The sequence below is a fragment of the Aquimarina sp. KJ22-3 genome (assembly GCF_055808215.1).
Genome location: NZ_CM147859.1, coordinates 4,421,047 through 4,445,680 on the forward strand (window position 1 = coordinate 4,421,047; position 24,634 = coordinate 4,445,680).

Sequence of the window (24,634 nt, forward strand, 5' to 3'; positions counted from 1 at the left end):
TGGCTTCTCATATTCACCGTAACATTTACTACTAGTGGATATGCGTTTCAAGCTAAAAAAAGAGAAAAGGAAAAAAGACTGCGGTACAAAAGAAAGCTCCTGGTCAAAAAAAGACACGATAATGCCTTATACCAAAGTCATTACCAAACAAGCAAAAACGGATAAAGGGTTATTTGACGTTCATTTTGTGAACGACAAATATTATTATGAAATTCCTGACTCACTGCTTAACCGGGAAATGTTGATGGTAACTAGAATTGCCAAAACTGCTACAGGTATAGGTTTTGGTGGAGGTAAGCAAAATACGCAAGTGCTACGCTGGCAAAAAAAGAACAAACAAATATTGCTTCGCGTAGTCTCTCATCAAATCTTTGCTGCAGATTCATTACCCATTCACGAAGCGGTGGTAAATTCAAATTTTGAACCCGTATTGTATGCTTTCCCTATAAAAGCATTTCATAAGGACTCTATCCATAATGCCACGGTAATTGATGTTACTAACTTATACAAAAAGGATGTAAAAGCACTAGGCTTCCCTGCTGTGAGACGCAAAACTTACAAAATTAGTAAGTTGGATGATGCTCGATCTTACATCGATACCATAAGAAGTTATCCACTTAATATTGAAGCTCGACACATCAAAACTTATAATGCTGCAGAACCGCCTTCGAATGCAAGCACAGGATCTATCTCATTAGAAATGAGTAATTCTATGATCCTACTTCCGAAAACTCCTATGAAACGTCGTTATTTTGACCAACGCGTTGGATGGTTTGCTCGTGGTCAGGTAGATTATGGTTTAGAAGCACAAGAAAGTAAGACCGTTCGCTATCTTGATCGTTGGAGACTTGAAGTAAAAGAAGAGGATATCGCTAAATTTAATCGCGGTGAACTTGTAGTTCCCAAAAAACAAATTGTGTATTATATTGATCGTGCTACACCAAAAAAATGGAGAAAGTACATCAAACAAGGTATCGAAGATTGGCAAGTCGCTTTTGAAGAAGCAGGGTTTAAAGAAGCAATTATTGCCAAAGACCCACCTAGCGTTGAAGAAGATCCCGATTGGAGCCCAGAGGATGTAAGATATTCTGTAGTTCGATATCTAGCATCTCCTATCCCAAATGCTAACGGTCCACACGTAAGTGATCCCAGATCAGGAGAAATATTAGAAAGTGACATTAACTGGTATCATAACGTAATGACGTTACTTAGGAATTGGTTTTTTGTGCAGACTGCAGCCATTAATCCCAATGCACAAAGTGTAGCTTTCAAAGATGAAGTAATGGGTAAACTTATTCGCTTTGTATCGGCACATGAGGTAGGACATACCCTTGGACTACCACATAATATGGGTAGTAGCGTTGCTTATCCTGTTGAGTCATTGAGAGATCCAGAATTCACAAAAAAATATGGAACTGCTCCGTCGATTATGGATTATGCAAGATTTAATTATGTAGCACAACCCGGAGATGGTGATGTTGCCCTTATGCCAAAAATCGGAATCTATGACAAGCATGCTATCCGCTGGGGTTATCGTCCAATCTTAGATAAAACCGCAGAAGAAGAAAAGAAAACCTTGGACCAATGGATTTTGAAACATCAAAACGATCCAATGTACAGATTCGGAAGACAGCAGTTTGGTGTTATAGATCCTAGTTCTCAGACTGAAGATTTAGGAGACGATGCTGTAAACGCAAGTACCTATGGAATAAAAAACCTAAAACGTATTGTTCCTAATCTAATACAGTGGACAGCAGAAGATGGTAAAAACTATGATGATCTCGAAACTATGTATGGTCAGGTATTAGCACAATACAACAGATATATGGGGCACGTAAGCTCAAACATTGGAGGTGTATATGAATATTATAAGACCTACGACCAGGAAGGCGCTGTTTACACTCATGTCACCAAAGAAAACCAAAAGCGCGCTATGAAGTTTTTGCAAGAAGAATTATTTAGCACGCCGCAATGGCTACTGGATAACACCATCTTTAACAAAATTGAATCTGCCGGAAGTGTAGAACGCATTCGTAACTTCCAATCCAGAACATTAAACCGCTTATTAGAGCATGGTCGTATGGCACGACTTATAGAAAATGAAGCCCTAAGTACCAACGAAGCTTATACGCTTCTTGATATGATGAGCGAATTACGTTCTGGGTTGTGGTCTGAGTTAAGAAACGGTAGAACTATCGATGTATATCGACGTAATTTGCAAAGAGCTTATGTAGACAGAATGGAGTTTTTGATGACCAAAGAACAGCCAAAAATACCAGCAAACATAAGACGTTTTGTAGTACGAACCAATGTAAACGCTTCTCAAAGTGATATTCGAGCTGTGGTAAGAGCAGAATTAACCACATTGCGAAGAGATGCGAGAAGTGCCGCCTCTAGAACAGCAGATAGAATGACTCGTTATCACCTTTTGGACATTGCAGAAAGAATCTCTAATATTCTAGAACCAACAAAGTAAAGCTAATGTATCATAAGCATATTAAGATCCCTGCATAAAATGCAGGGATCTTTTTTTAATCATAATTCAATAAGGTTTAAAAAGAGCCTTTTCCAGAAATTTCCCCTACCAAAAAGGGGTGTATTCCCGATGGCGCGATAAAGAGATTTCGACTAGGTTTGCCTTATCATTTCATTTATAAACTTTTAACATTCACACAAATGGCTCTAGAAAATCTAATACCCATTTCTTTTTCTGACCACGAATTGCAACAACTTAGTTTCGGAATTAATACTATAAACGAAGTATTATCCGGAAAAACTATAACGCTATCCCCAGAACAGAGAAAGCAATACGGACGAATCGCAAATCAAAACAAACAAATTGTAGACTGCGCCAAAAAACACATGGAAAAACGACCCAAATGGATTCCTAATTTTTTGGATAAGGAGGAATTTGATCGGGATTACCATACACGGAAACAAATCGATTCTGAAGTAGAAAAACTAAAACAACTTACCCAACAACTCATAGACACTAAGATGTTATTGGATTATGATAACTATTCGAATGCGCTGAGTTTTTACAGAATGGTTCGTTACCTGGCAGGAGAAAACGAACCTAATGCAGAAGAGGTATATCAGGAAATGAAAATACTTTTTGGTAAAAACAAAACAGTTACCGACGAATCCGAAGAATAATTAGCCTATTATTTATTAACCACTTAGTGTTCTTAGCCTCATCATATTATTTTTAATCTATTAAAAAATATGATGAGGCATTTATTAATTCATTAATTTACAACAAAAGGCATCTTTAAAACGTTATTCGTAGTAACCAACTTATCGCTTCACATGAGTATACTTCCAAAATACGGCTTGCTTCAATATCGAAATTCGGCTAGATTTTATATCAAATCAGTAGAAGAAAGTCTGGCGCTTTTCAAACAGGAAACCAAAGATCATAAAATCCCTTTGTTTTTAATTCACAAACCAGATCAGCAAGAAGAATTAGATAGCGCGATCAACTTTTTAAACAATTTCAGAGTGATGCTCTATGTAGACTGGTTAGATAATGTAACCGAAGATGACAAGAGTGAAGAACTTACCCAAACTATTTTGCAAAAAATTACCGCCTGTGACAAGATCATTTTTTTGGCCACAGAGGAAGCGCTACAATCCAAATGGTGTAATTGGGTAATTCGTCTGGCAAAAACCAAAATTAAAACGGAAGATATTATTATACTTCCTGTGCGTAGTGATTTTGATGATTTTCAGGGAGAAGATATTCTTCAAAAGCATCCGTATATCTACGAAGTAGAAGAACATCTTTATCATATCCAATATCCAAACGGAGATAGTAAAGAACTAGCCGATTGGATGAGGCACTAAATTCTTTTTATAAGTGATTTGCGATACGCTCTACTGCCTTAATGGTTTCATCAAGATCTTCATAGGATAGCGCTTCCGTAATAAACCAGGTTTCAAAAGCACTTGGAGCAATATAAATTCCTCGCTCCAGCATGCCGTGAAAGAATTTCTTGAACGTATCATTATTTCCATTTGCGGCAGTGTCAAAGTCTACGACTTTATCTTCTGCAAAATGCACAGAAATCATAGAACCCAATCTATTGATGGTATGCACTATACCTTTGGCCGTCAAAACTTCTGCCATTCCTTTATGCAGATAGGCAGTTTTTTCTTCAATAGATTTAAAAATTTCAGGCTGTGTATGTAACTCCGTTAGCATGGCCAGACCTGCCGCCATAGCCAGTGGATTACCACTCAGGGTTCCTGCTTGGTATACTGGTCCTAAAGGCGCCAAATGATTCATTATTTCTTCCCTGGCAGCAAATGCTCCTACTGGTAATCCTCCTCCGATCACCTTTCCAAAAGTGACAATATCTGCATCAACACCTAGCAACTCTTGTGCACCACCCTGTGCCAATCTAAAACCAGTCATCACCTCATCAAAAATCAGTAAAATATCATTGGCATCACAAAGCGTTCGTAAACCTTCTAAAAACCCTGGTACAGGAGGGATACACCCCATATTACCTGCTACAGGCTCTATAATTATACAGGCAATTTCTCCTTTGTTAGAATTTACGATACTTTCTACCTGTTCAAGATCATTGTATCTGGCCAACAAAGTATCTTTGGCAGTTCCCTGTGTTACTCCAGGACTATTAGGACTTCCAAAAGTAACCGCGCCACTTCCCGCTTGAATAAGAAAAGAATCACTGTGCCCATGGTAGCATCCAGCAAACTTTATGATTTTATCACGTCCTGTATATCCTCTAGCCAATCGCACTGCACTCATACAAGCTTCGGTACCTGAATTTACAAATCGAATCTTATCGATATTTGGTACCATAGCGACAGCTAATTCTGCTATTTTGGTTTCTATCTCGGTAGGCATTCCAAAACTGGTCCCCTTTTTAGCTTTTTGCACAACAGCATCCACCACAGGAGGATAAGCATGTCCCAAAATCATTGGCCCCCATGAATTGATATAATCAATGAGACGATTATCGTCTTCATCAAACAAATAAGCACCTTTGGCTTCTTTTACAAAAATCGGGTCTCCTCCTACAGCTTTAAATGCTCTAACTGGTGAATTTACACCTCCCGGGATTACTTTTTGCGCCTCAGCAAACAGAGCGCTACTTCTTTGGTAGATCATATTTAATTAAAATCTTCTTCCTCTTCTTCGGTAGTAACTCTTAGTACCTGTCCGATTTTGATATTATTATCTGCTAAATTATTATATGCCTTTAGCTCTTCTACGGTTATCTTGTACCTTTTGGAAATAGAATACAATGTATCTCCTTTTTGTACCAAATGCCCACTACTTTCAGTCATTCTAGACACCACCGCTACTTCTTCCTTCCTAGACTTTCTATTCTTCTTACGGCCTAATACCTGATCATCGTATTTATCCAAATGGTAGCGTTCTATGATACTAATAAGTTTTTCGGGATATTTTTTGTCTGTGGCATATCCTGCTTCTCTCAGCCCTCTTGCCCAGGATTTATAATCCCTTTTACTAAATGTAAACAATCGGGCGTATCGCTTTCTATTTTTCAAAAAGAGGGAATGATCTCGGAATGATTCGCTTGCATCATCGTATTTCCTAAAACACTCTTGCAATCGATCATCATCGTGATAAACTCTGGCGCCTTGCCAATCGTGACATTTAATCCCGAAGTGATTTTTTGCCCGCTGTGTAAGATCTCCATATCCAGCACCAGACTCCAAAATACCCTGAGCAAGCGTTATACTGGCAGGAATCCCATAAGATTTCATTTCTTGTTTGGCAATACCCGCATATTCAAAGATATATTGTTGTACACGTTCTTGATAGGAGAGTGCAGTTGCCGGTTTCTTCGGGCTTTCTTTTACAACCTTTTTTTCTGTAGGCTTTTTTGTTTTGGCAACAGTAGTTTTATGCGATGGAACAGGTCTTTTGGTTCTGGAAGTGGAGGTTACTTTTTTACTTCCTCCACAAGAAATTAGAAAAAAGTACTCAATAACAATACAATCAGTTTCTTCATTTTTGCATCAAATTGTAATAAGGGGTAGCTTCTTTTTCATTAATTTTTTATTCATTCCTGCTATACCCTGTACCCCTCCGGTATGCACGGCTAAAATACGAGTATTTTTTTAAAAACACCCTTTTCTACAAGATCAAAAATCCCATAAACCATCTTAGCTGTATAGATAGGATCTAATGATATTTTTTGCTCTTTGCTGAACATATTGATAAACTCAATAAGCTCCCGATTTATTTTACCATAACCTCCAAAATGATAATCAGTAATCAGCTTCCAGTTGGTCCTGGACGTGTATTTTTTTATTTCATCAGAAAGAAAATCACCTTTTAACGCAGGGAAACCTATTACCTCTTGATCTAAGGTAGTACCGTTAATAATGCCAGAAATTGTCCCTCCGGTTCCTACGGGGCAACAAATCACGTCGTACATTCTGTCCTGATCGGTCAAAATTTCTTCGCAACCTTTTACCGCCAAATCGTTAGTCCCTCCTTCAGGGATTAAATAAAAATTACCGAATTCATTGGTAAGCTCTTGCAAAACTTCTTTAGTATCCTTGGATCTGTAAGTAGTTCGATCCATAAACTTGAACTGCATACCTTGTTTATTGGCAAACTGCAACGTATCATTTTCTGACAACGTCTTAGGTAATTGAACTCCCAATTCTTCTCCCCGGATCACCCCTATCGTACGAAAACCCATTAATTTACCTGCGGCAGAGGTCGCTGCTATATGATTACTATAAGCTCCACCAAAGGTAAGAATAGTAGTATGCCCAGAGGTCTTTGCTTCTATCAGATTATATTTCAATTTTCTGAACTTGTTTCCCGATACATACTCATGCAATTGATCTTCACGTTTTAGATGTAAAGTAACGGACGTAGTTTCTAAAATGGGATGCGTAATGAGTTGATTTTCTGAATGTACAGTTTCCGAAAAAAGCATGAAAAAACAGCAATTTTAGTCGATCAAAAACCTGTTTATTTATTTTTTATTATTTTTGGTCAACCAATTTAATGATTCTTGAGTTATGATTTTCAAAAATAGGCTTTTCGTATTAGTATTCCTTGGATTTGTTCTATGCCTTGCAAGTTGCAGTTCTTCTGAAGAACAAGAAGAACTTAATCCACCACCTGTTTCTGAAGAGCCTGATCCAGAACCAGACCCAGAAACTGAGGATGACAATAATAACGAACAAGAACGCCAGGCAAATGTTATCTGGAAAAATTGGTATTTATCTGTCCCTATCGATAGAGGTAACGGTAAAGCAACTTCGATATATTACGAAGCAATTGAAAATGATGAATTGACTGAAGAACAACGTCAGTATTTTTACAAAAATAGCGACGGAAGCTATACGTTTTATACCAAATTTACTGGTTTCACTACTTCTGGAGGTTACGATTTGGACCAAAGAAAATACTGCCGAACAGAATTAAGAGAATACTGGAGAGGTAATCAAACCACAACCGATAACTGGTCTATGGCAACCGGAACTCATATTATGGAATCTACCTTACAGGTAAACTATTGTAAAGGAAATAAGCAAACTTATGTAGGGCAAATACACGGAATTAAAAACGAAGCTTTGGGGCTTCAGAACTCTCCTGCAACCGTAAAAGTACAATGGTATGATGGTGATATTGTAATTGAGTATTACCAAAAACCAGAAAGTGGAGAATGGACCAGCGACGGAGATGAAAAAATCAATATTGGACGTGTAGAGCATGAAAAATTCACCATTTTTCTTAAGGTTGAAGGTGGTAAATTATTGTACAAACTGTACTGCGAGGCCAAAAACATCGATACTGAATACGTAACCGTTTACGATTATGTTGGAAATGGGTACCATTATGAAAACTACTTCAAAACTGGAAATTATTTCAAATGGGATGACGATTATGAAGAAGATTCAGAAGTTGTGCTCTATGGTGTAAAAACCACTCATACTGAATAGCACACTACCAATATTTCATAAAACTCCAGAGTTTTCTCTTTTTCAGATAATCGAGATCGTCTTCATTTTCGTAAGCTTCTCTCTCAAAAGAGATATTTCTGTACGCCAGTTGCGAGTTTCGATATTGTATTACTCTTACGATATATTCTAAAAGATAGATGAGATAGAAGGGTAATACCAATAACTCGGCTTGCTGTCTCAGATGGATGCGTTCGTGATTGATGAAGCTTTCATCTTCCTTTAAGAATGAATCTTTGACCACAATAAATGGCCAGAGCGCAATCCCTACGAAATGTCTACCTATCAAATATTTGTTAACAACAACGCGCATATACCTGCAAGATACTTATTTTTGTATAATGAATGGTCCTAAAAAAATAATAACTCCAAAAGAGGGAGATTATTATATTACCCCAGAAGGGTATCGTTGTTTTACAGAACAATATCATCTAAGAAGAGGATATTGCTGTGAAAGTGGTTGCAGACACTGTCCATACGGATATGACAAGAAAACGAATAGTTACTCAAAAAAATAGTGTTGCATTCCCTTATATGGTATGATTATTGTGACTTATTTTTTTGCATAAGATGTTGTTAAACCTATAAAATCCAGGGATTATGAAATTTTTTTCACTTTTATCATTAATCCTTATCATAACATTGAGTTCTTGCACTACAGTAAGAGTTGCTTCAGATTATGATAAGAAGGCTAATTTTAATACATATAAGAGCTACGCTTTTTATAAACCGGGTATCGATAAGGCAGAAATTAGCGATCTCGACAAAAAACGAATTCTACGTGCTATTGAAGCAGATATGAACGCAAAAGGCTTCCAAAAGTCAGATAATCCAGATGTTTTGGTTAGTATTTTTACCAAAACCAGAGAAAATGTAAATGTATACCAAAATAACTGGGGCTGGGGTTGGGGCCCAGGATGGGGTTATGGATGGGGATGGAACCCATGGTTTTGGGGACCAAACTATAATTCTGTTTCTCGAGTTACTGAAGGCACCTTGTACATAGACCTTATAGACGCGTCTAAAAAGGAATTAATCTGGCAAGGTATGGGAACATCTGCTTTGACCAATAAAGTAGATAAAAAACAAGAAAAAATGAATGAAATTGTGGCGGCTATCCTAGAAAAATATCCTCCAGAATTGAATTAACAGATACAACAAAGTTAAACGCAACAGCCTTTCTTATACAGAAAGGCTGTTTTTTTATTGTACTTTTATAGAGAACTTGACAATACAACTATGCGAAACTTTCTACTAGGGGCAGTAATCATGGCTTTATTGGCTTTAGGAATTAAATACTTTATTGATTCCTCAAATACCCGAAAAACAGAATTGGCATCATCCGATCTTATTTTAAATCAGATCAAGAATGTTGGCAAACTTGTAGTTACCGAAGGTAATTTTGCTGAAGTAATTACATACAAAGATGCCAAAAAGTATTATTGGGATTTTTTTACAGCCAAAAAAGCTGCTGTTATTGTAGTTAATGCAACAGTACAAGTTTCTTACGATCTGAGTAAAATCGAGTATATTCTTAATCAAGAGAATAAAACCGTAACGTTAACTCATATTCCTGAACCAGAAATCAATATCAATCCAGATATCAAATATCATAATCTTGTTTCTGGATTCTTGAATCCATTTTCTGCAGAAGATCATAATGAAATACAAAAAAAGGTAATAAAAGAGTTAGATCATAAGGTCCGAAAATCCACCCTGATCACCAATTCTGAAAATCGTTTGATTAGCGAACTGCAAAAAATTTATATTCTCACCAATTCCTTGGGATGGCGATTAAAATACAATCACACAGAAATCACTAACGAGTCTGAGATCAAGCAATTAATCGATTAATTTTGAACAAAAAAAGAAGGAAAGAGAGCTCTCTTTCCTTCTTCATATAAAACCTGTTAAAAGAAATTTGCTTTGTCCCTCAAACTTCTCGTTTTGATACAGATTATTGTTTTGTACTTATTAAACGCATCACTTCTAATATACCCCACCCCCTATCACAAAAAAAATTAATTATTTATAATATTTGTAATGAAGGACGCTAACTGCTCCTTGTTTACTTTCTCTATTTGGTGCGGAAAATCAGGAATTTCTTTCAATGTACTAGAAGGTAACAAATTGCTTACATGCTCTGATTCTTCTTTGGTCACCATAGTATCCAAACTTCCCAAAAGTACAACCACTTCGGTTTGTATGGATCCCAACACTTGATCATCAAGAAGTGGTTGATTTCCTAAATCACGCATTAAATTCCCCGTTTGAAGAACTACATTTTTCCAGTTTTCAGGACCGTGTAATTGTTCCAAATAATTGGCAAATTTTGGTACTTTTTCTTCAATCTTATCAGGATTAAGCATCTTTACCTCTTTGGCTGCAAATTCTGGAAACCAATCAAATTTTGTTCCTAAGGTGATAATTTTTTGGACGCTTCCAGGATACTTATGCTCAAGGTTTAATGCTACGTACCCTCCCATACTATACCCAAAAATGTAAACCTCTTTAAGATCATGAGACCGAATAAACGAATGCACATTATCCGTAAAAAGATCAATACTAAAGTCTTTTGTCATTGTTGTTCCCCCATGCCCATCAAAATTAAAGGCATGTACTTCAAACTGTTGAGATAAAATACGTTTCAATTCCTGGAATTGATCCACGCACCCTAAAGCTCCATGAAGTAAAAGAATATGTTTTTTCATCTTAATAGGATATAAATTTTATCGTGAAGAACTGTTTCATTTCCACATTATTTTTAAAACAGCACCTTGGTATTCGTCAACTTTTCTTTAATTCTGATTTTCTCAGCTTCGGAAAATTTATTGTGACTCAAATCCAATACCACGAGCGTTTTTAAAGATTCTAAATTTTGGGGTAAATTGTTCAAACCAGATTTTCTAATCAAAAGCACCTTTATGTTCTGTAGTTGTTTTAATTGATTGAGCAACAGTTCCAAATTCATATTTGGATTTTCATCCAGCACTAAACCCTCTAAGTTTTGCATCAACGCTAATTCTTTAGGAAGATCTGTAAGCTGGTTCGCACTCAATACCAAAATTTTTAATGACGGTATTCGAGATAGTACTTTGAAACCTTTGGAAAGATTTAGTTTCGGGTTATGACTTAAATGAAGTTCTTGTAAACTTCCTAAATCCACCATTTGTTCAGGAAGTAGGGATATCTCATTTCCCGAGAGATATAAAAAATCAAGTTTCTTTATCTCTTTAAGAGTCTTCATACTTTTTGCCAAATCCAATTGATTATTGGCTAGATCAACTTCCCTAAGATTGGGGAAATGGATAAAAACTTCTGGAGTATGTTTGAAACTATTTTTCCTAAGGTTAATTACCCGCAATTCTTGTAGACTCATTAAATCATCTGAAAGCGTGTTCAAATTATTATCTTCTAGATTCAATAAGGTAAGTGCTTTTAATTGGTCGATTCCAGAAGGTAATTCTTCAAGATTGCATCCAGGAATATACAAACTAGATAGTTGTATAAGTTGATCAGCCTGTTTTTCCAGAACCGAAATATTTGAACAATTCAGGGTAAGTGTTTTTACTTTTCCCGGTGCTTCAAAAACACCCTCTACCAAATCGTTTGGGTTCTGCTTTTGAGCATTTATTGTTGGCAACAATAAGCCGGTAGTTACCATGGTAACAATTACAGATCTCAACATCTAACTTTTATCTTTTATACTATTAATTTTATTTCCTTTAAATGTAAATTCAGAAACACCTTTGAGTTGCAAGGTATCCCCGCTTTTCATCCCATTTGGAAGATCTACCGCCAAAATTCCTTCATAGTCTATTGTAATACGGACTAGATCATTATCAAACTGCCAAGACGTAATGGTTTGTTGTCGTTCTTTAAAAAATGATGTAGCAGACTCTGCTTGTTTTATAAACCCATCCAATCCTTCTATCTTCAAATCCAGCGTATCTCCAGTATAATTTTCGAAGATAATTTCCTGATTGAGATCTTGAATCATCCCTTCTATGTCAAAATTGTTGTAAGAATTGACATAGTTTTCTATCATTCGTTTTTGTTCATTTCGCATAGTATCATTTTTTTTACAGCTCATCAAAACTCCAAACACTATGAATATCCAAAGACACCTCATATTAGATCGTTTTTAATTTGGTCATCACCAGATGTACTTTATTTGGTAACTCCAAACTTCCATCTATTTTCAAAACAGGACAGTCCAGTTTTTTCATCCAATTCTTGTGAATCTTAAGTGATCTTCCTTCAAAATCATCATTTTCGTACTGATTAGCCCATTGCAAAAATGCTTTCGAATTTTCCTGAATCTCTTGATCTGTTTCTAACAAATTCCCGTATCGTTCATTTTCTCTTTTCCGAAGCCTATTCATCCTTTCCTCATTATCCAAATACAGAAAAATAGCCAAATCAAAGGCTACCTCCCATTCTTTTCCCCAGCTTACCATAGAACCACTCATCACCACATGATCATAATGTTCAAAATCTTGCTTCAAATGCTCATTTCGTTCTTGTAATGGCACTTTTTCGACAAACGGAGGTTCTGTTTTTCTCCAATAATAATCATCGACATCCAAATGCACAAAACCTGATTCTTTTTCAATGGCCTTACCTAATGTCGTGGTTCCCGAACCGGAAGCTCCAAATACTAATATTTTCATCAAACTGATTTATAATTATGCATCAGAACATATATCATTATGCTTGCATCTAGCCATTTACATTCTAAAATTAACTAATTCCCAAATAAAAAACACCTCCCACCTTTATTTACAAAATACTAATAATCAATATTATAAAAGTTTTTAAACGACTACAAACGATTACAAACGAAATTAAATGCTTCCTAACCGAATCCTGTTTGAACCCGATACTATGTTTGCATCGTCGAAACATCAGAACTCGATAGTATCAATTGTTTAACGAAAACTAAAAATTATGAACACACTTAAAAACAAAGTACAGTTGATTGGAAACTTAGGACAGGAACCAGAAATCGTAAATCTAGAATCTGGAAAAAAATTGGCAAAATTCTCTATTGCTACCAATGATTACTATTACAACAAATCCGGAGATAAAGTTACGGATACACAATGGCATAATATTGTGGCATGGGGTAAGACCGCGGAAATCATTGAGAAATATGTAAACAAAGGACAAGAAGTCGCTATCGAAGGGAAGCTCACTTCGAGAAGCTATGAAGATAATGATGGGCAAAAACGGTATATTACAGAAGTTGTTTGCAACGAATTACTCATGCTTGGTAAATAACTTCGTAAGATCAATATCATAAATACGACTATTAAGGCTCCTGAACGGAGCCTTTTTTATTGAATTTTGGGTGACCAAATTATCCAAAACAGGCAGTTTGTCGTCTGAAGTAAGTTTTGAAAAATTAACACAGTCAGGGTGTTATCAAAATTCATTATTTTTAACAATACTAACTATATAAACCAATTTCTTTTTTGAACACGTATACCAAATATTGGTTTCTTGAAGGGTTTAATCTTTTTCAAAAACTCGGACGCATAACCATGATGCGTATGTGTGAAATTCTTGAAATGGAGAACATCAACAAAGGAGAAACCATTCACCTTATCAACAATGATGAAAAAAGTATTTTTTTCTTAAAAAAGGAAGCGTAAAAATTGTTGATACTTCAAACGATACTACAAAGTACTTAGTAAAAAAAGGAAACATTTTTGGAGAACTATCTCTATATGACGACTTATCGCCAGCAGAAGAAAAAGCAATTGCCTTAGAAGACTGTATCATTTGCTATATAGAAGCCGATAGAATGGAAAAAATCATGCAAAAACACCAATCCTTAAAAAATGGTGTACTCAAAGTGTATGGTTTACGAATAAAAAAACTGGAACGCAGACTTCAAGACTTATTATACAAAGATAGCACTTCCCGAATCACTGATTTTATTACCGATTATATACAAGAATTCGGACAAGTAGAAAATAATAGAATGATAGCCAAAAACCTGCTATCACATAAAGATATTGCCCACTTAACCAATACCTCAAGACAAATGGCTAGTAATGTTTTAAGCGTACTACGTAAAGACAACATCATTGATTATGATTCTCAATACGTTTCTATGCTCAAAAAACCTATACCGACATAAAACTAGCAAAAGACACCGTATATTAATTATGAAATTCACACAACCAAAAATCATCTCGACACTCTTTTTTGTATTTGCCTTTTCTGTTTTATACAGTCAAGAAAGCGAAATAGAGAATTCGATATACATTACTGCAAATACCAGTAATGATATTGATCTAGATGTACTACAACAGATTGTCAAAGCATCAGAACAACAAAAAAACAACACCTTATTGTTGGTTGGTAATATTGCTGATCCAGCCAGTATTAAAGAAAATTCTACAAAAACTACGATAGGAAAACAATTGGATGTTATCGAAGATTTTAATGGACAGATTATACTCACTCCCGGATACAACGAATGGAAAGTATCTGGTTACAAAAACGTAAAAAGAATCGAAAAATTTGTTCAGGATAACAGTGCAGCCAAGTACTATCCCGATGATGGATGCCCTATCAAGAAAAAAGACCTCTCCGAAAACGTGGTCTTAATCGCTGTAGATTCTCAATGGTATCTCGAAAACTGGGATAAAAATATTTATATCAATGACAATTGTGAGATTCAAAACCGAACGCAGTTCTACGATGAATTTGAAAGTGTCCTGAAAAAGAATCAAGATAAAATTAAGATCGTTGCTATTCATCATCCGGTTTTTTCTAATTCAACTTCGGGTTTAATTGCCAGAACTGGAGGTACGTCTACTCAGGATTTTCAGAACAAACAATACACCGACTTACGAAATAAATTACTTACTCTGGCGCGCCAACGAGAAAATGTCATCTTTGCTTCTGGAAAAGATCAAAACCTGCAATACATCAATAAATATAGCATTCCTCAAATCATTAGCGGTGCAGTGGGAAATACAAAAGGTGTACGATCGGTAATGAAAGGTGATTTTGGTGCTTCGCAAATGGGATATGCCAAATTAGATGTGTTTAAGAGTGGAAAGGTCACCGTTTCTTTTTCTCCAGTACAGATGCGCCTATATTTTCTACAACTATCTTTTCAGGAGATGTTTCAGAGCTTTCCTATAATTTCAAATCCAAAAATAGTTTTGAAAAAACCACAACATCTTCTGTATACACTAAAGAAGAAACTACAAAAGGAAAATTGTATCGTGGACTTTGGGGAGACCATTATCGAAAATATTACAGCACCCAAGTGGAAGCTCCCATAGTATTCTTAGACACCTTATTTGGTGGACTACAACCAATACGTCGTGGAGGAGGACATCAATCTAAATCCCTTCGATTAGAAGACAAAGATGGAAGACAGTTTGTAATGCGAGCCTTAAGAAAAAGTGCTACTAAATTCTTACAGGCAACAGCATTTCAGGATAAATACGTCGAAGAAGATTTACAAGATAGTTTTGCAGATCGGTTTTTACTGGATTTCTATACCTCTGCTCATCCCTACACTCCGTTTGCTGTAGGTACACTTGCCGATGCTGCAGATGTATACCATACTAATCCTAAACTCTTTTATGTTCCTAAACAAGAAGCGTTAGGAGTATACAACGATGAATATGGAGATGAACTATACATGATTGAAGAACGTGTTGCCTCCAATCAAAACGAGTTAGAAAGTTTTGGAAAACCCAAAGATATCCTAAGTACAAATGATGTGTTGATGGAGATTCGAAAAACCGGAAAATCTATTGTCGACGAACCTTCTTACATACGTGCCCGATTATTTGATATGCTTATCGGAGATTGGGATAGACACGAAGATCAATGGCGTTGGGCACGATTCGAAAATCCCGATGGAACCGAAGTATGTAAACCGATCCCCAGGGATAGAGATCAGGCATTTTCTGTATTTGATGGCAGTGTATTATCCTTTTTGAGATTTGCTGTGCCCTTTATACGAATGATGCAGTCTTTTGATGAAGAGTTACCCAATACCAAGTGGTTCAATTTTGAGCCTTACCCCCTTGACCTTACGTTTATCAATAAATCCAATTGGGAAGATTGGCAACAGCAAATTCAATATATCCAGAACAACCTAACCGACGAGGTGATAGAAAAAGCGTTTAACGAGATTCCTGATGAAGTAAAAGGGGAAAATATTGAATCTCTTAAAAACAAACTAAAAGGAAGGAGAGCTAATCTTGAAAATATTGCCAGAGCCTATTATCTCTACGTCAATAAATTTGAAGTAGTGGTCGGGACTCAAAAAAATGATGATTTTGTCATCGAAAGACTTCCCAATGGTCAAACTTCTGTCAACATCCAACGTAAAGATCTTGAGATTTTTAATCGTACCTTTTCTAAAGAAGAAACCAAAGAAATTTGGTTATACGGTCTAAATGGTAATGATTCTTTTAAGGTCCAGGGACAAGGCGATCATCCAATCATGGTTCGGATTATGGGTGGAAGAAAAAATGACACTTACGATTTTAGCAATAGAAGAAAGGTGAAACTTTATGACTACAAATCAAAAGATAATACCATCGTACACAAAAATTCAAGAAAGTGGCTAGTCGATTCTTATGAGATTAATAATTATGACTACAAAAAACGTCGCTATCACGTAAATCAGGTATTACCTCTATTAGCCTTTAATCCCGATGATGGATTACGCATTGGGGTTCAAAACACCTTTACACAATATGGTCTGCAAAGAAACCCTTTTACTCATAAACAATCCATTGGTGCATCGTATTATACTGGATCATCAGGATTTGATGTATCATACAATGGGGAGTTTTCTAATATTTTTTACAACTGGAATTTTGGTGTAGAAGCCAAGTACAACAGTCCTACTTTTGCGATTAACTTTTTTGGATTTGGTAATGATACCGAATACGACAGAGACGAAGTAGATCTAGACTTCAACCGAACTCGCATCGAAAAATTGAGTGCTGCGATTTCTCTGATATGGAGAGGTCGAGATGGAGGTAACTTTTACTTCAAACCGCTATTCGAATCTTTTGAGGTTGAAAACACGAATGGACGATTCATTAATATCGTACCCGCCACCAATGATGTTTTTGAAAGACAAAACTATCTGGGAGCCGAAGCACATTATCATTTTGCCAACAAAAATGACCTTGCTTTTCCTACCTATGCACTTAATACAGGGGTCACCGCAGGATATAAAACCAATATTGATGGTGGAGATAATGAAAATAGTTTTGCATACGTAAGACCGTATTTTTCTATAGATCACAGTCTTTCTAAAAGAGGCAACTTTGTGCTGGCTACAAAAGTTCAAGCCGAAGCGATACTTGGTGACGATTTTGAATTCTATCACGGGACTAAAATTGGAGGAAACAACGGACTACGTGGTTTCAGAAACGAACGCTTTAATGGTAAGTACTCCTTATACCAAAATATTGACTTGCGTTGGCAACTAGGAAAATTCAAAACCAGTTTTATCCCTTTAAAATACGGAGTAACCGGTGGGTTTGATCATGGTCGGGTTTGGGTGGAAGACGACGATTCAGATACCTGGCATACCTCAGTAGGAGGAACTTTTTGGATTAGTGGTTTAGACACTTTTTCCGCAAATGCAGGTTTATATGGCACCGAAGACGGAGCACGATTTGTATTTACTGTTGGATTCGCTTTTTAGAACAAAAAATAAACTTTTAACATACGCTCACACTTATGAAAAAACCGGTTGTAATTGCACAGGTTAGCAAGTTGGAAACCAAAACACCAACACATGCCATCGTAAATGGCTTGGATTTAGTTATTGTTAAATACGAAGATGATATTTCTGTGCTCTATGGTCGATGCCTGCACAGAGGTGCTTTGATGGCAGATGGTCATATCGATGGACACAATCTAATTTGTGGTGTACACGGTTGGGACTATCGCTATGACACAGGAGTTTCAGAATATAATAACAAAGAAGTATTACATAAGTTTACAGCACAAATAAAAGGAGATGATCTATTGGTGGACGAGGAAGAAATCAATCAATACTTGGTGGAACACCCACAACCTTTCAATAGAGAAGAATATTTGGGGGCTTATGCTGATACTCATCCAGAAGATACAGAGCCATATACCAATTACATTAAACATTTGGCTCAATATGGTCTAAAAAAAGTAGGCCATCACGGGTTTTCAGAAGCAATGGGAGTGGATCGTAATACCCTTCCCAAATGGAAAAATATACAATTTCTACCTGCTCAATTAGCAAAGAAACCTTTATTAGATCACGAAGAAGTTGCCACCAAAGTTGTGATCGGACCAAGAGCAAAAAAACCGTTAACCCTCAATATTCCTTTGTTTGTGAGTGATATGAGTTTTGGGGCTTTATCGAGAGAGGCAAAGATTGCGCTATCCGCTGGTGCAGAAATGGCCGGAACCGGAATCTGTTCTGGAGAAGGCGGAATGTTACCTGATGAGCAAGCCGAAAACTCAAGATATTTTATGGAATATGCTTCTGCCGGATTTGGTTTCTCCTGGGATCGCGTTCCCAAAGTGCAAGCATTTCATTTTAAAGGTGGACAAGGTGCCAAAACAGGTACCGGAGGGCATCTCCCTGGAGAAAAAGTAAAGGGAGAAATCGCAAAAGTTCGCGAGTTAAAAGAAGGTGAAGCAGCAATATCTCCAGCCACTTTTACAAACCTGGTTACCGTAAAAGATTTTAGAGATTGGGGTGATAAGGTCCGTGAAGTATCTGGAGGAATTCCAGTAGGATTCAAGTTGGCCGCAAGTCACATCGAAAAAGATATTGCCTTTGCACTAGAAGCCGATGCAGATTACATCATTTTGGATGGACGCGGAGGTGGAACCGGAGCCGCACCAACGGTTTTGCGAAATAACATCAACGTACCTACAATTCCCGCCCTGGCTAGAGCCAGAAAATTTTTGGATCAGCAAGGTGTAAAGGACGTTACCCTGGTCATTACCGGGGGACTGCGTATAGCAGAGGATTTTGCTAAAGCCATGATGCTTGGAGCTGATGCTATTGCTGTTTCGAATGCGGCCATACAGGCGGTAGGTTGTGTAGGGATGAGAGCCTGTAATACCAATAATTGCCCAGTAGGAGTTGCCACTCAAAAAGAGCATCTAAGAGCACGATTAAAAATCCAATCCTCAGCCAGGCAATTGGCCAATTATTTTGAAGCCTCTACAGAATTGATGCAAGTTATCGCGAGATCTTGTGGTCATAATGATATCCGACAATTCAATTTTGATGATCTGACCACTTTTGATTATGACATGCATCGACTAACGGGCATTAACTATGCGGGTGTGCTATAAAATACTGTTAGTCGTTATTTTGAGCTTTCCCTCAACGCTGTTAGGCCAACAAGGATGGATGCTAGGTTTTGCCCCATCCTTAGAACTTGAAGAAAATTTGATAGGATTTAATGCAAGAGGGTACTACGGAATTAACGACCATTTTTGTTTTGGTCCAGAAGTAACCCCTATTCCCAAAGCAAGAAGTAGAAAATAATTATGATCTAAAAATAACCGAACTCAACTTCAATGCACATTACATCTTTGAAGTGTCTCATAAAATTGGAGTGTATCCATTATCCGGTATTAATTATACCATTGAACAAGAGCGAGTTTCAAATACTTCGGAAGAGGAAAAAGAAGAGACTTTTGGAATCAATTATGGACTTGGAGTACACTATAATCTAGGAAAAACTTTTGCTTTTGCTGAGTTTAAAGGAGTTTCGGGAGCATTGAATGACGAATTTATTACGGTTGGAGTTGTTTTTGTTTTTCTAAAAAACGAAAAGCAAAAATCGCATAAAGAATAGGTAATAACACACAAATAAACCTTAACATGACAAATCAATTGCACTTGGCAGCACAATATCTGGCTGCAGCAGGAATCAGTTTTTTAGAGAAAAAAGATGATGACAGCCATACAAACCTTGGATTTTCAACAGAAAATGCCATTTTATCTACTCGTAAATTAGGAGATAAAGAGATCCGACTTTGTTTGAATTACAATCTTTTCACTTTAGAATGGAAGGGAACAGACATTTCTAATTCATTGAAGTTAGATGGCACTTCGCATGCCGAAATAGTGCAATGGATTCAACAAATGGCTCATCAATATGGGTTAGGGACCTATAGCTATGATCTACATTATGAGCTACCCTACAAAATTCATGAGGATTACACGTTTACACTTCAGGATAAACATCAACTGGAGACATTAAAGAAGCATCGTATCTTAGCTAATACAGTCATCCAACGATTTCTTAATGATAACCATCTAAGTTCAGAAATACGCATATGGCCTCATCATTTCGATACTGGCGCATTTACCCCTCTAGAGGATGAATCTGGGTTGGCTATTGGACTGGGAATGGCAATCCCCGATACCATGATCGATGACTATTATTTCTACATCAGTGCCTATCAAGGACATGATGGTATCGACACTTCTAATTTTGCTGCTCTTACTGCGGGTGAATGGAAAAATGAAGGCTTTAAAGGAGCTGTATTAGCAATTAGTGATATCGATCATACAACCGGAGTACGTTTTTTTAACGAAGCATTTCAAGCTTATAAAAACTAAACTCTATGGAAAACTGGTATATTCCTGCAACGATCATTCCCGGGATTGGATTATTGATCCTTTCTACCTCCAACCTCCTCATAAATCTGAGTACAGAGATTAAAGGACTAATAGAACAGGATGGAATGAATCAAAATCTTATTGAACAAAAATTAAAGCAGTTAAAATTTCTAAACAGTGCGATGGTATTTCTATATATCGGAGTAGCAAGTTTAGTAATTTCAGCTTTGGTTTCAGGTCTATACAAAAGCGCTGATAGCAATTTCGAATTTTCCATTTATATCTCCATAGCAGGAATTGTTAGCGTACTTCTCGGATTAGTCATACTGATTATTTACTCATTTAGAGCAGTACGGATACGACAACAGCAATTTCATCAAAAAACAAATAACTAAACACACAAATTCATGGCATCAAACAAAAAAACAGTATGGTACAAAGTACTGGACAACAAAGATCGACTTCCAGAAGGCAGAGTACAAACCGTTACTGCGGGGCATCAAGGAATTTGCCTTACGCATTTTGAAGGAAAGTTCTCTGCACTAGATAATAGTTGTCCGCATCAGGGAGGACCACTGGGAGAAGGTTCTATAGAAAATGGAATGTTACGATGCCCATGGCATGGTTGGGATTTTCATCCTTGTACAGGATTACCCCCAGGTGGATTTGATGACGGTGTAACGACCTTTGATGTTAAGGAAGAAGAAAATGCAATCTACGTAGGTATCCCAGAAGAAGGCGAGCATCAAGAAACTATCTCTGATGTTATGATCGAAACTATGGTCAATTGGGGTATAGATACCGTATTCGGTATGGTGGGACATAGTAATTTGGGGATTGCAGATGCTATGAGAAGGCAAGAACAAAAAGGAAAATTACGCTTCTTCGGAATTCGTCATGAAGGAGCAGCTGCCTTTGCAGCATCCGGATATGCAAAACTGACCGGAAAACCCGCCGCTTGTTTTGGAATTGCAGGACCAGGAGCCACCAATATGTTTACAGGGATGTGGGATGCCAAAGTTGATCGTGTACCATTATTAGCGCTTTCGGGACAAGTACATACGCAGGTAGTGGGTACAGGTGCATTTCAAGAAGTGGATTTGACCAAAGCTTTTAACAGTGTAGCTGAATTTAATCATGCAGTACACCTCAACTCTAATCATAGTGAATTAATGTCTTTGGCATTAAAGCATGCTTTGATCAAAAGAGACGTTTCTCACCTCACTTTTCCTGATGAAGTTGCCTTTACCGCTAAGCCAGAAAAAGAACAAGCACAAACACCAGAAAATCGTATTACTCCCTTTAATATCTCTCCACCCAAAGAAATGCTTAGCAAAGCCATTGATATGATCAAATCTGCAAAAAGACCTGCAATAATCGTAGGACATGGAGCACGTTTTGAAATGGAGAGCATCATCAAGTACGCAGGTACGCTTAACTGCCCCGTGATTACCACTTTCAAAGGAAAAGGTTTGATCCCAGATGATCACGAATTGGGGTGCGGGGTATTAGGACGTAGTGGTACACCCATCGCCTCATGGTTTATGAATGAAAGCGATCTTTTGATTGTTTTTGGTGCCTCGTTCTCTAATCACACAGGGATCACTCCCAAAAAACCAATCATCCAGGTAGATTTTGATCCTATGGCCCTGAGCAAATTTCATAAAGTTGACTGCGCGTTGTGGGGTGAAATTTCTGAAACTTTAACCGTAATACGAAAAGAAACTGAAGGAGCTACACAGAGTATTGATCATCGTAAAGAAATTGCTTCCCGTTGGCAAATATGGAGAGATGAGAAACAAAGTAGGCTTCAGGACTCTAGTGCTGCCGGCATTAGTTCTATTGCTGTATTTGATGCCATGAACAAGGTAACTCCAGATAATGCGGTTATTGCGGTAGATGTAGGTAACAACACCTATTCTTTTGGTCGCTATTTTGAGCCAAAACAACAATCCATTCTTATGTCTGGGTATTTGGGGTCCATTGGGTTTTCATTACCAGCAGCTATGGGGGCATGGGCCGCACAAGGTGATCAAAGACCGATCTGGTCGGTATCTGGTGATGGAGGTCTAGGGCAATACCTGGCAGAAATCTCTACTTTGGTAAAATATCAAATGAATATTAAGCATATCGTACTTAACAATTCTGAACTGGGTAAAATTTCCAAAGAACAACGGGCCGCAGAACTTGATGTATGGCAAACCTCTCTACACAATCCAAGTTTTGCTGATTTTGCAAATAACTGCGGAGCATTGGGTATCAAAGTAGAAAAATTAGAAGACTTGATTCCTGCAATGGAAAAATTAAGAGATCACCAAGGTCCTGCACTATTAGAAATAATTACCGACGTAAACCTTATCTAACTATGGAAACTTTGATAAAAATAATCCCTATGCTCATACTCATATACTTTGGTATCGGGGTTTTATTTGGCATCTACTTTTTTATTAAAGGAGCTGCCAAAATAGATTCGCTGATTTCGGAGAGCAAATGGACGGTACGGTTATTATTGGTTCCTGGTGCTATAGGGTTATGGCCTATTTTATTGATTAAAATCTTGAAAACTTCAAAATCTTAATTATGACTTCTGGACAACGAAAAGCACATAAACTCATCTGGATACTCTTGGTTATTGCGATTCCTGTATTTGTGATATTTGCTTTAAAAAGTATCAAAGAACCTTTTATTACCGATAGTGATCTAAACAGCAGCGAAGAAACCACAGGGGAATTAATCTTAGATGATGCACAATTTCAAATCCAATTATTGGATAAAAGCAATTTACAAATAGTTGTAAAACGTCCTCTTAAAAGTGCTTCCTCCTCGGTATATGGAATTTCGTCGAATAACGAAAGTGAGATTTTTTTGGGAGTTCTGGATAAAAAAGGCATTTATCAATTTCAGATCAACCCAAACTGTAAAAGCATTAAAATTCAAGATGACATTAAACATATCAACCTTTTTAATATTGAATTGTAATGGGAGTAAGTTATCAAACTGTTCTATGGAACAAGAATAAAAAAGTATATGATAGATGGATTGGTATCGGGATTCTGGTTTATCTGATATGCTTTATTGGTATCACCGTGGTTACAAATCCAGCAACCAGCATAGAAACCTTGATCATAAGGGCGTTCGGGACTTTGGCTATTGCTCTTTTACATATTGTTCTGGTAATCGGTCCATTAGCCAGATTAAATACTAATTTTCTTCCTTTGCTATACAACAGAAGACATCTTGGAGTAAGTATGTTTCTAGCTGCTTTGGTGCATGGAGGCTTTTCTATATTTCAATTTCATTCCTTGGGAAATGTAAATCCGATTTATGCTTTGTTCACCTCTAATATGGATTATGATTCACTCACTCATTTTCCATTTCAGGTGCTTGGTTTTTTTGCATTGATCATTTTGTTCTTGATGGCTTCTACCAGTCATGATTTTTGGTTAAAAAACCTTTCTCCGAAAACCTGGAAAAGACTTCATATGCTGGTGTATTTTGCCTATGCACTAATTATCATGCATGTTTTTCTTGGTGCTTTTCAGCAACAGCCTTCTTTTGCATCCATAGGTATTTTGATTTTTGGATTTATCATCATTGCCTCGCTACATTTGATTGCTGCTTTTAAAGAAACCAGAGTTGACGCTACGGTAACCCAAGATACTGAAGATGGCTGGGAATATGTTTGTGATGTTAATGACATTCTTGAAGACCGAGCCAAAATATTTATCGTAGAAAAGGAACGTGTTGCTGTATTTAAGTACAACAACCAATTATCTGCGATTTCAAACGTATGTAAACACCAAGGTGGACCTTTGGGAGAAGGAAAAATAGTTGACGGTTGCGTGACCTGCCCGTGGCATGGATATCAGTATTTGCCACACAATGGACAGTCTCCTCCTCCATTTACGGAAAAAGTAGCGACTTACGAGCTTCGTATTCAGGATAAAAAAGTGTATATACTTCCTACCCCGCTGCCCGAAGGAACTGAAGTTACTCCTATACTCATTTAAAAAAACAGAA

Annotated in this window: 28 protein-coding genes and 2 pseudogenes; 22 read left to right on the forward strand and 8 right to left on the reverse strand. The window is 37.1% G+C overall.

Annotated features, from left to right (window positions below):
• Window positions 1–40 precede the first annotated feature (40 nt).
• The 3 genes from AC0L3Q_RS20300 to AC0L3Q_RS20310 all read left to right on the forward strand — a co-directional run bounded on the left by AC0L3Q_RS20300 (window position 41) and on the right by AC0L3Q_RS20310 (window position 3,846).
• Window positions 41–2,476 carry a zinc-dependent metalloprotease gene (locus AC0L3Q_RS20300; RefSeq protein ID WP_473282386.1) on the forward strand — a complete coding sequence of 812 codons (2,436 nt, stop codon included), beginning with the start codon at window positions 41–43 and terminating at the stop codon, window positions 2,474–2,476.
• A gap of 200 nt (window positions 2,477–2,676) precedes the next feature.
• A complete protein-coding gene (locus AC0L3Q_RS20305) occupies window positions 2,677–3,156 on the forward strand; it encodes a hypothetical protein (RefSeq protein WP_473282388.1) in 480 nt (159 codons plus the stop codon).
• A 153-nt stretch (window positions 3,157–3,309) separates the two neighbouring features.
• The gene (locus AC0L3Q_RS20310; RefSeq protein ID WP_473282390.1) at window positions 3,310–3,846 is read left to right on the forward strand and encodes a TIR domain-containing protein; all 537 of its coding nucleotides are present in this window, start codon (window positions 3,310–3,312) and stop codon (window positions 3,844–3,846) included.
• Between the two features lie 7 nt (window positions 3,847–3,853).
• Here AC0L3Q_RS20310 and hemL read toward each other — a convergent pair whose 3' ends face one another.
• From hemL to AC0L3Q_RS20325, 3 genes and pseudogenes are all read right to left on the reverse strand, one after another.
• Window positions 3,854–5,140, reverse strand: coding sequence for a glutamate-1-semialdehyde 2,1-aminomutase (gene hemL / locus AC0L3Q_RS20315; protein WP_473282391.1), 1,287 nt, complete (start codon window positions 5,138–5,140; stop codon window positions 3,854–3,856).
• Between the two features lie 2 nt (window positions 5,141–5,142).
• The gene (locus AC0L3Q_RS20320) at window positions 5,143–5,763 is read right to left on the reverse strand and encodes a glucosaminidase domain-containing protein (protein ID WP_473282393.1); all 621 of its coding nucleotides are present in this window, start codon (window positions 5,761–5,763) and stop codon (window positions 5,143–5,145) included.
• A gap of 255 nt (window positions 5,764–6,018) precedes the next feature.
• Window positions 6,019–6,953: pseudogene (locus AC0L3Q_RS20325) on the reverse strand (1-aminocyclopropane-1-carboxylate deaminase/D-cysteine desulfhydrase).
• A gap of 85 nt (window positions 6,954–7,038) precedes the next feature.
• On the opposite strand from AC0L3Q_RS20325, the gene AC0L3Q_RS20330 reads away from it, so the two are divergent.
• Complete coding sequence (locus AC0L3Q_RS20330) at window positions 7,039–7,965, forward strand: polysaccharide lyase family 7 protein (protein WP_473282395.1); 927 nt, start codon at window positions 7,039–7,041, stop codon at window positions 7,963–7,965.
• A gap of 4 nt (window positions 7,966–7,969) precedes the next feature.
• On the opposite strand, the gene AC0L3Q_RS20335 is transcribed toward AC0L3Q_RS20330, so the two are convergent.
• The gene (locus AC0L3Q_RS20335; RefSeq protein WP_073318788.1) at window positions 7,970–8,296 is read right to left on the reverse strand and encodes a hypothetical protein; all 327 of its coding nucleotides are present in this window, start codon (window positions 8,294–8,296) and stop codon (window positions 7,970–7,972) included.
• Between the two features lie 28 nt (window positions 8,297–8,324).
• Between AC0L3Q_RS20335 and AC0L3Q_RS20340 the strand changes: the two genes are divergently transcribed.
• The 3 genes from AC0L3Q_RS20340 (at window position 8,325) to AC0L3Q_RS20350 (ending at window position 9,837) form a co-directional block, all read left to right on the forward strand.
• The gene (locus tag AC0L3Q_RS20340; RefSeq protein ID WP_473282397.1) at window positions 8,325–8,501 is read left to right on the forward strand and encodes a DUF5522 domain-containing protein; all 177 of its coding nucleotides are present in this window, start codon (window positions 8,325–8,327) and stop codon (window positions 8,499–8,501) included.
• An 82-nt stretch (window positions 8,502–8,583) separates the two neighbouring features.
• Window positions 8,584–9,132 (forward strand): DUF4136 domain-containing protein, encoded by a 549-nt coding sequence (locus AC0L3Q_RS20345; protein WP_073318791.1) that lies wholly within the window; start codon window positions 8,584–8,586, stop codon window positions 9,130–9,132.
• Window positions 9,133–9,222: 90 nt separating this feature from the next.
• Window positions 9,223–9,837 (forward strand): DUF4230 domain-containing protein, encoded by a 615-nt coding sequence (locus AC0L3Q_RS20350; protein WP_473282399.1) that lies wholly within the window; start codon window positions 9,223–9,225, stop codon window positions 9,835–9,837.
• Between the two features lie 167 nt (window positions 9,838–10,004).
• Here the strand turns inward: AC0L3Q_RS20350 and AC0L3Q_RS20355 are convergent, their stop codons facing one another.
• The 4 genes from AC0L3Q_RS20355 to AC0L3Q_RS20370 all read right to left on the reverse strand — a co-directional run bounded on the left by AC0L3Q_RS20355 (window position 10,005) and on the right by AC0L3Q_RS20370 (window position 12,656).
• Window positions 10,005–10,694 carry an alpha/beta fold hydrolase gene (locus tag AC0L3Q_RS20355; RefSeq protein WP_473282401.1) on the reverse strand — a complete coding sequence of 230 codons (690 nt, stop codon included), beginning with the start codon at window positions 10,692–10,694 and terminating at the stop codon, window positions 10,005–10,007.
• Between the two features lie 53 nt (window positions 10,695–10,747).
• A complete protein-coding gene (locus AC0L3Q_RS20360; RefSeq protein WP_473282403.1) occupies window positions 10,748–11,671 on the reverse strand; it encodes a leucine-rich repeat domain-containing protein in 924 nt (307 codons plus the stop codon).
• The gene (locus AC0L3Q_RS20365) at window positions 11,672–12,052 is read right to left on the reverse strand and encodes a nuclear transport factor 2 family protein (protein WP_473282405.1); all 381 of its coding nucleotides are present in this window, start codon (window positions 12,050–12,052) and stop codon (window positions 11,672–11,674) included.
• A gap of 64 nt (window positions 12,053–12,116) precedes the next feature.
• The gene (locus AC0L3Q_RS20370; protein WP_473282407.1) at window positions 12,117–12,656 is read right to left on the reverse strand and encodes an AAA family ATPase; all 540 of its coding nucleotides are present in this window, start codon (window positions 12,654–12,656) and stop codon (window positions 12,117–12,119) included.
• Between the two features lie 277 nt (window positions 12,657–12,933).
• On the opposite strand from AC0L3Q_RS20370, the gene AC0L3Q_RS20375 reads away from it, so the two are divergent.
• The 15 genes and pseudogenes from AC0L3Q_RS20375 to AC0L3Q_RS20445 all read left to right on the forward strand — a co-directional run bounded on the left by AC0L3Q_RS20375 (window position 12,934) and on the right by AC0L3Q_RS20445 (window position 24,624).
• On the forward strand, window positions 12,934–13,266 hold the full coding sequence (locus AC0L3Q_RS20375) for a single-stranded DNA-binding protein (protein WP_473282409.1): 333 nt from the start codon (window positions 12,934–12,936) through the stop codon (window positions 13,264–13,266).
• Window positions 13,267–13,460: 194 nt separating this feature from the next.
• Window positions 13,461–13,640, forward strand: coding sequence for a hypothetical protein (locus AC0L3Q_RS20380; protein ID WP_473282411.1), 180 nt, complete (start codon window positions 13,461–13,463; stop codon window positions 13,638–13,640).
• Window positions 13,641–13,642: 2 nt separating this feature from the next.
• Window positions 13,643–13,756, forward strand: a pseudogene (locus tag AC0L3Q_RS20385) (hypothetical protein); the annotation flags it as partial.
• Window positions 13,757–13,792: 36 nt separating this feature from the next.
• Window positions 13,793–14,131: a Crp/Fnr family transcriptional regulator gene (locus tag AC0L3Q_RS20390; protein ID WP_473282413.1), complete on the forward strand. Its 339-nt coding sequence runs from the start codon at window positions 13,793–13,795 to the stop codon at window positions 14,129–14,131.
• A gap of 28 nt (window positions 14,132–14,159) precedes the next feature.
• On the forward strand, window positions 14,160–15,290 hold the full coding sequence (locus AC0L3Q_RS20395; RefSeq protein WP_473282414.1) for a metallophosphoesterase family protein: 1,131 nt from the start codon (window positions 14,160–14,162) through the stop codon (window positions 15,288–15,290).
• Window positions 15,275–17,689, forward strand: a complete 2,415-nt coding sequence (locus AC0L3Q_RS20400) for a BamA/TamA family outer membrane protein (protein WP_473282416.1) — start codon at window positions 15,275–15,277, stop codon at window positions 17,687–17,689. The genes AC0L3Q_RS20395 and AC0L3Q_RS20400 overlap by 16 nt, the downstream gene beginning before the upstream one ends.
• Window positions 17,690–17,724: 35 nt before the next feature.
• Complete coding sequence (locus AC0L3Q_RS20405; RefSeq protein ID WP_473282418.1) at window positions 17,725–19,335, forward strand: glutamate synthase-related protein; 1,611 nt, start codon at window positions 17,725–17,727, stop codon at window positions 19,333–19,335.
• A 19-nt stretch (window positions 19,336–19,354) separates the two neighbouring features.
• Complete coding sequence (locus tag AC0L3Q_RS20410; RefSeq protein WP_473282420.1) at window positions 19,355–19,531, forward strand: hypothetical protein; 177 nt, start codon at window positions 19,355–19,357, stop codon at window positions 19,529–19,531.
• Between the two features lie 52 nt (window positions 19,532–19,583).
• Window positions 19,584–19,844: a hypothetical protein gene (locus tag AC0L3Q_RS20415; protein WP_473282422.1), complete on the forward strand. Its 261-nt coding sequence runs from the start codon at window positions 19,584–19,586 to the stop codon at window positions 19,842–19,844.
• A gap of 26 nt (window positions 19,845–19,870) precedes the next feature.
• Window positions 19,871–20,614 carry a hypothetical protein gene (locus AC0L3Q_RS20420; protein WP_473282424.1) on the forward strand — a complete coding sequence of 248 codons (744 nt, stop codon included), beginning with the start codon at window positions 19,871–19,873 and terminating at the stop codon, window positions 20,612–20,614.
• Window positions 20,615–20,619: 5 nt separating this feature from the next.
• Window positions 20,620–21,009 (forward strand): DUF2721 domain-containing protein, encoded by a 390-nt coding sequence (locus AC0L3Q_RS20425; RefSeq protein WP_473282425.1) that lies wholly within the window; start codon window positions 20,620–20,622, stop codon window positions 21,007–21,009.
• Window positions 21,010–21,021: 12 nt separating this feature from the next.
• Window positions 21,022–22,977, forward strand: coding sequence for a thiamine pyrophosphate-binding protein (locus AC0L3Q_RS20430; protein ID WP_473282427.1), 1,956 nt, complete (start codon window positions 21,022–21,024; stop codon window positions 22,975–22,977).
• A 29-nt stretch (window positions 22,978–23,006) separates the two neighbouring features.
• Window positions 23,007–23,192, forward strand: a complete 186-nt coding sequence (locus tag AC0L3Q_RS20435; protein ID WP_473282429.1) for a hypothetical protein — start codon at window positions 23,007–23,009, stop codon at window positions 23,190–23,192.
• A gap of 2 nt (window positions 23,193–23,194) precedes the next feature.
• A complete protein-coding gene (locus AC0L3Q_RS20440) occupies window positions 23,195–23,593 on the forward strand; it encodes a hypothetical protein (RefSeq protein ID WP_473282431.1) in 399 nt (132 codons plus the stop codon).
• A complete protein-coding gene (locus AC0L3Q_RS20445; RefSeq protein WP_473282432.1) occupies window positions 23,593–24,624 on the forward strand; it encodes a Rieske 2Fe-2S domain-containing protein in 1,032 nt (343 codons plus the stop codon). The genes AC0L3Q_RS20440 and AC0L3Q_RS20445 overlap by 1 nt, the downstream gene beginning before the upstream one ends.
• Window positions 24,625–24,634: the final 10 nt, after the last annotated feature.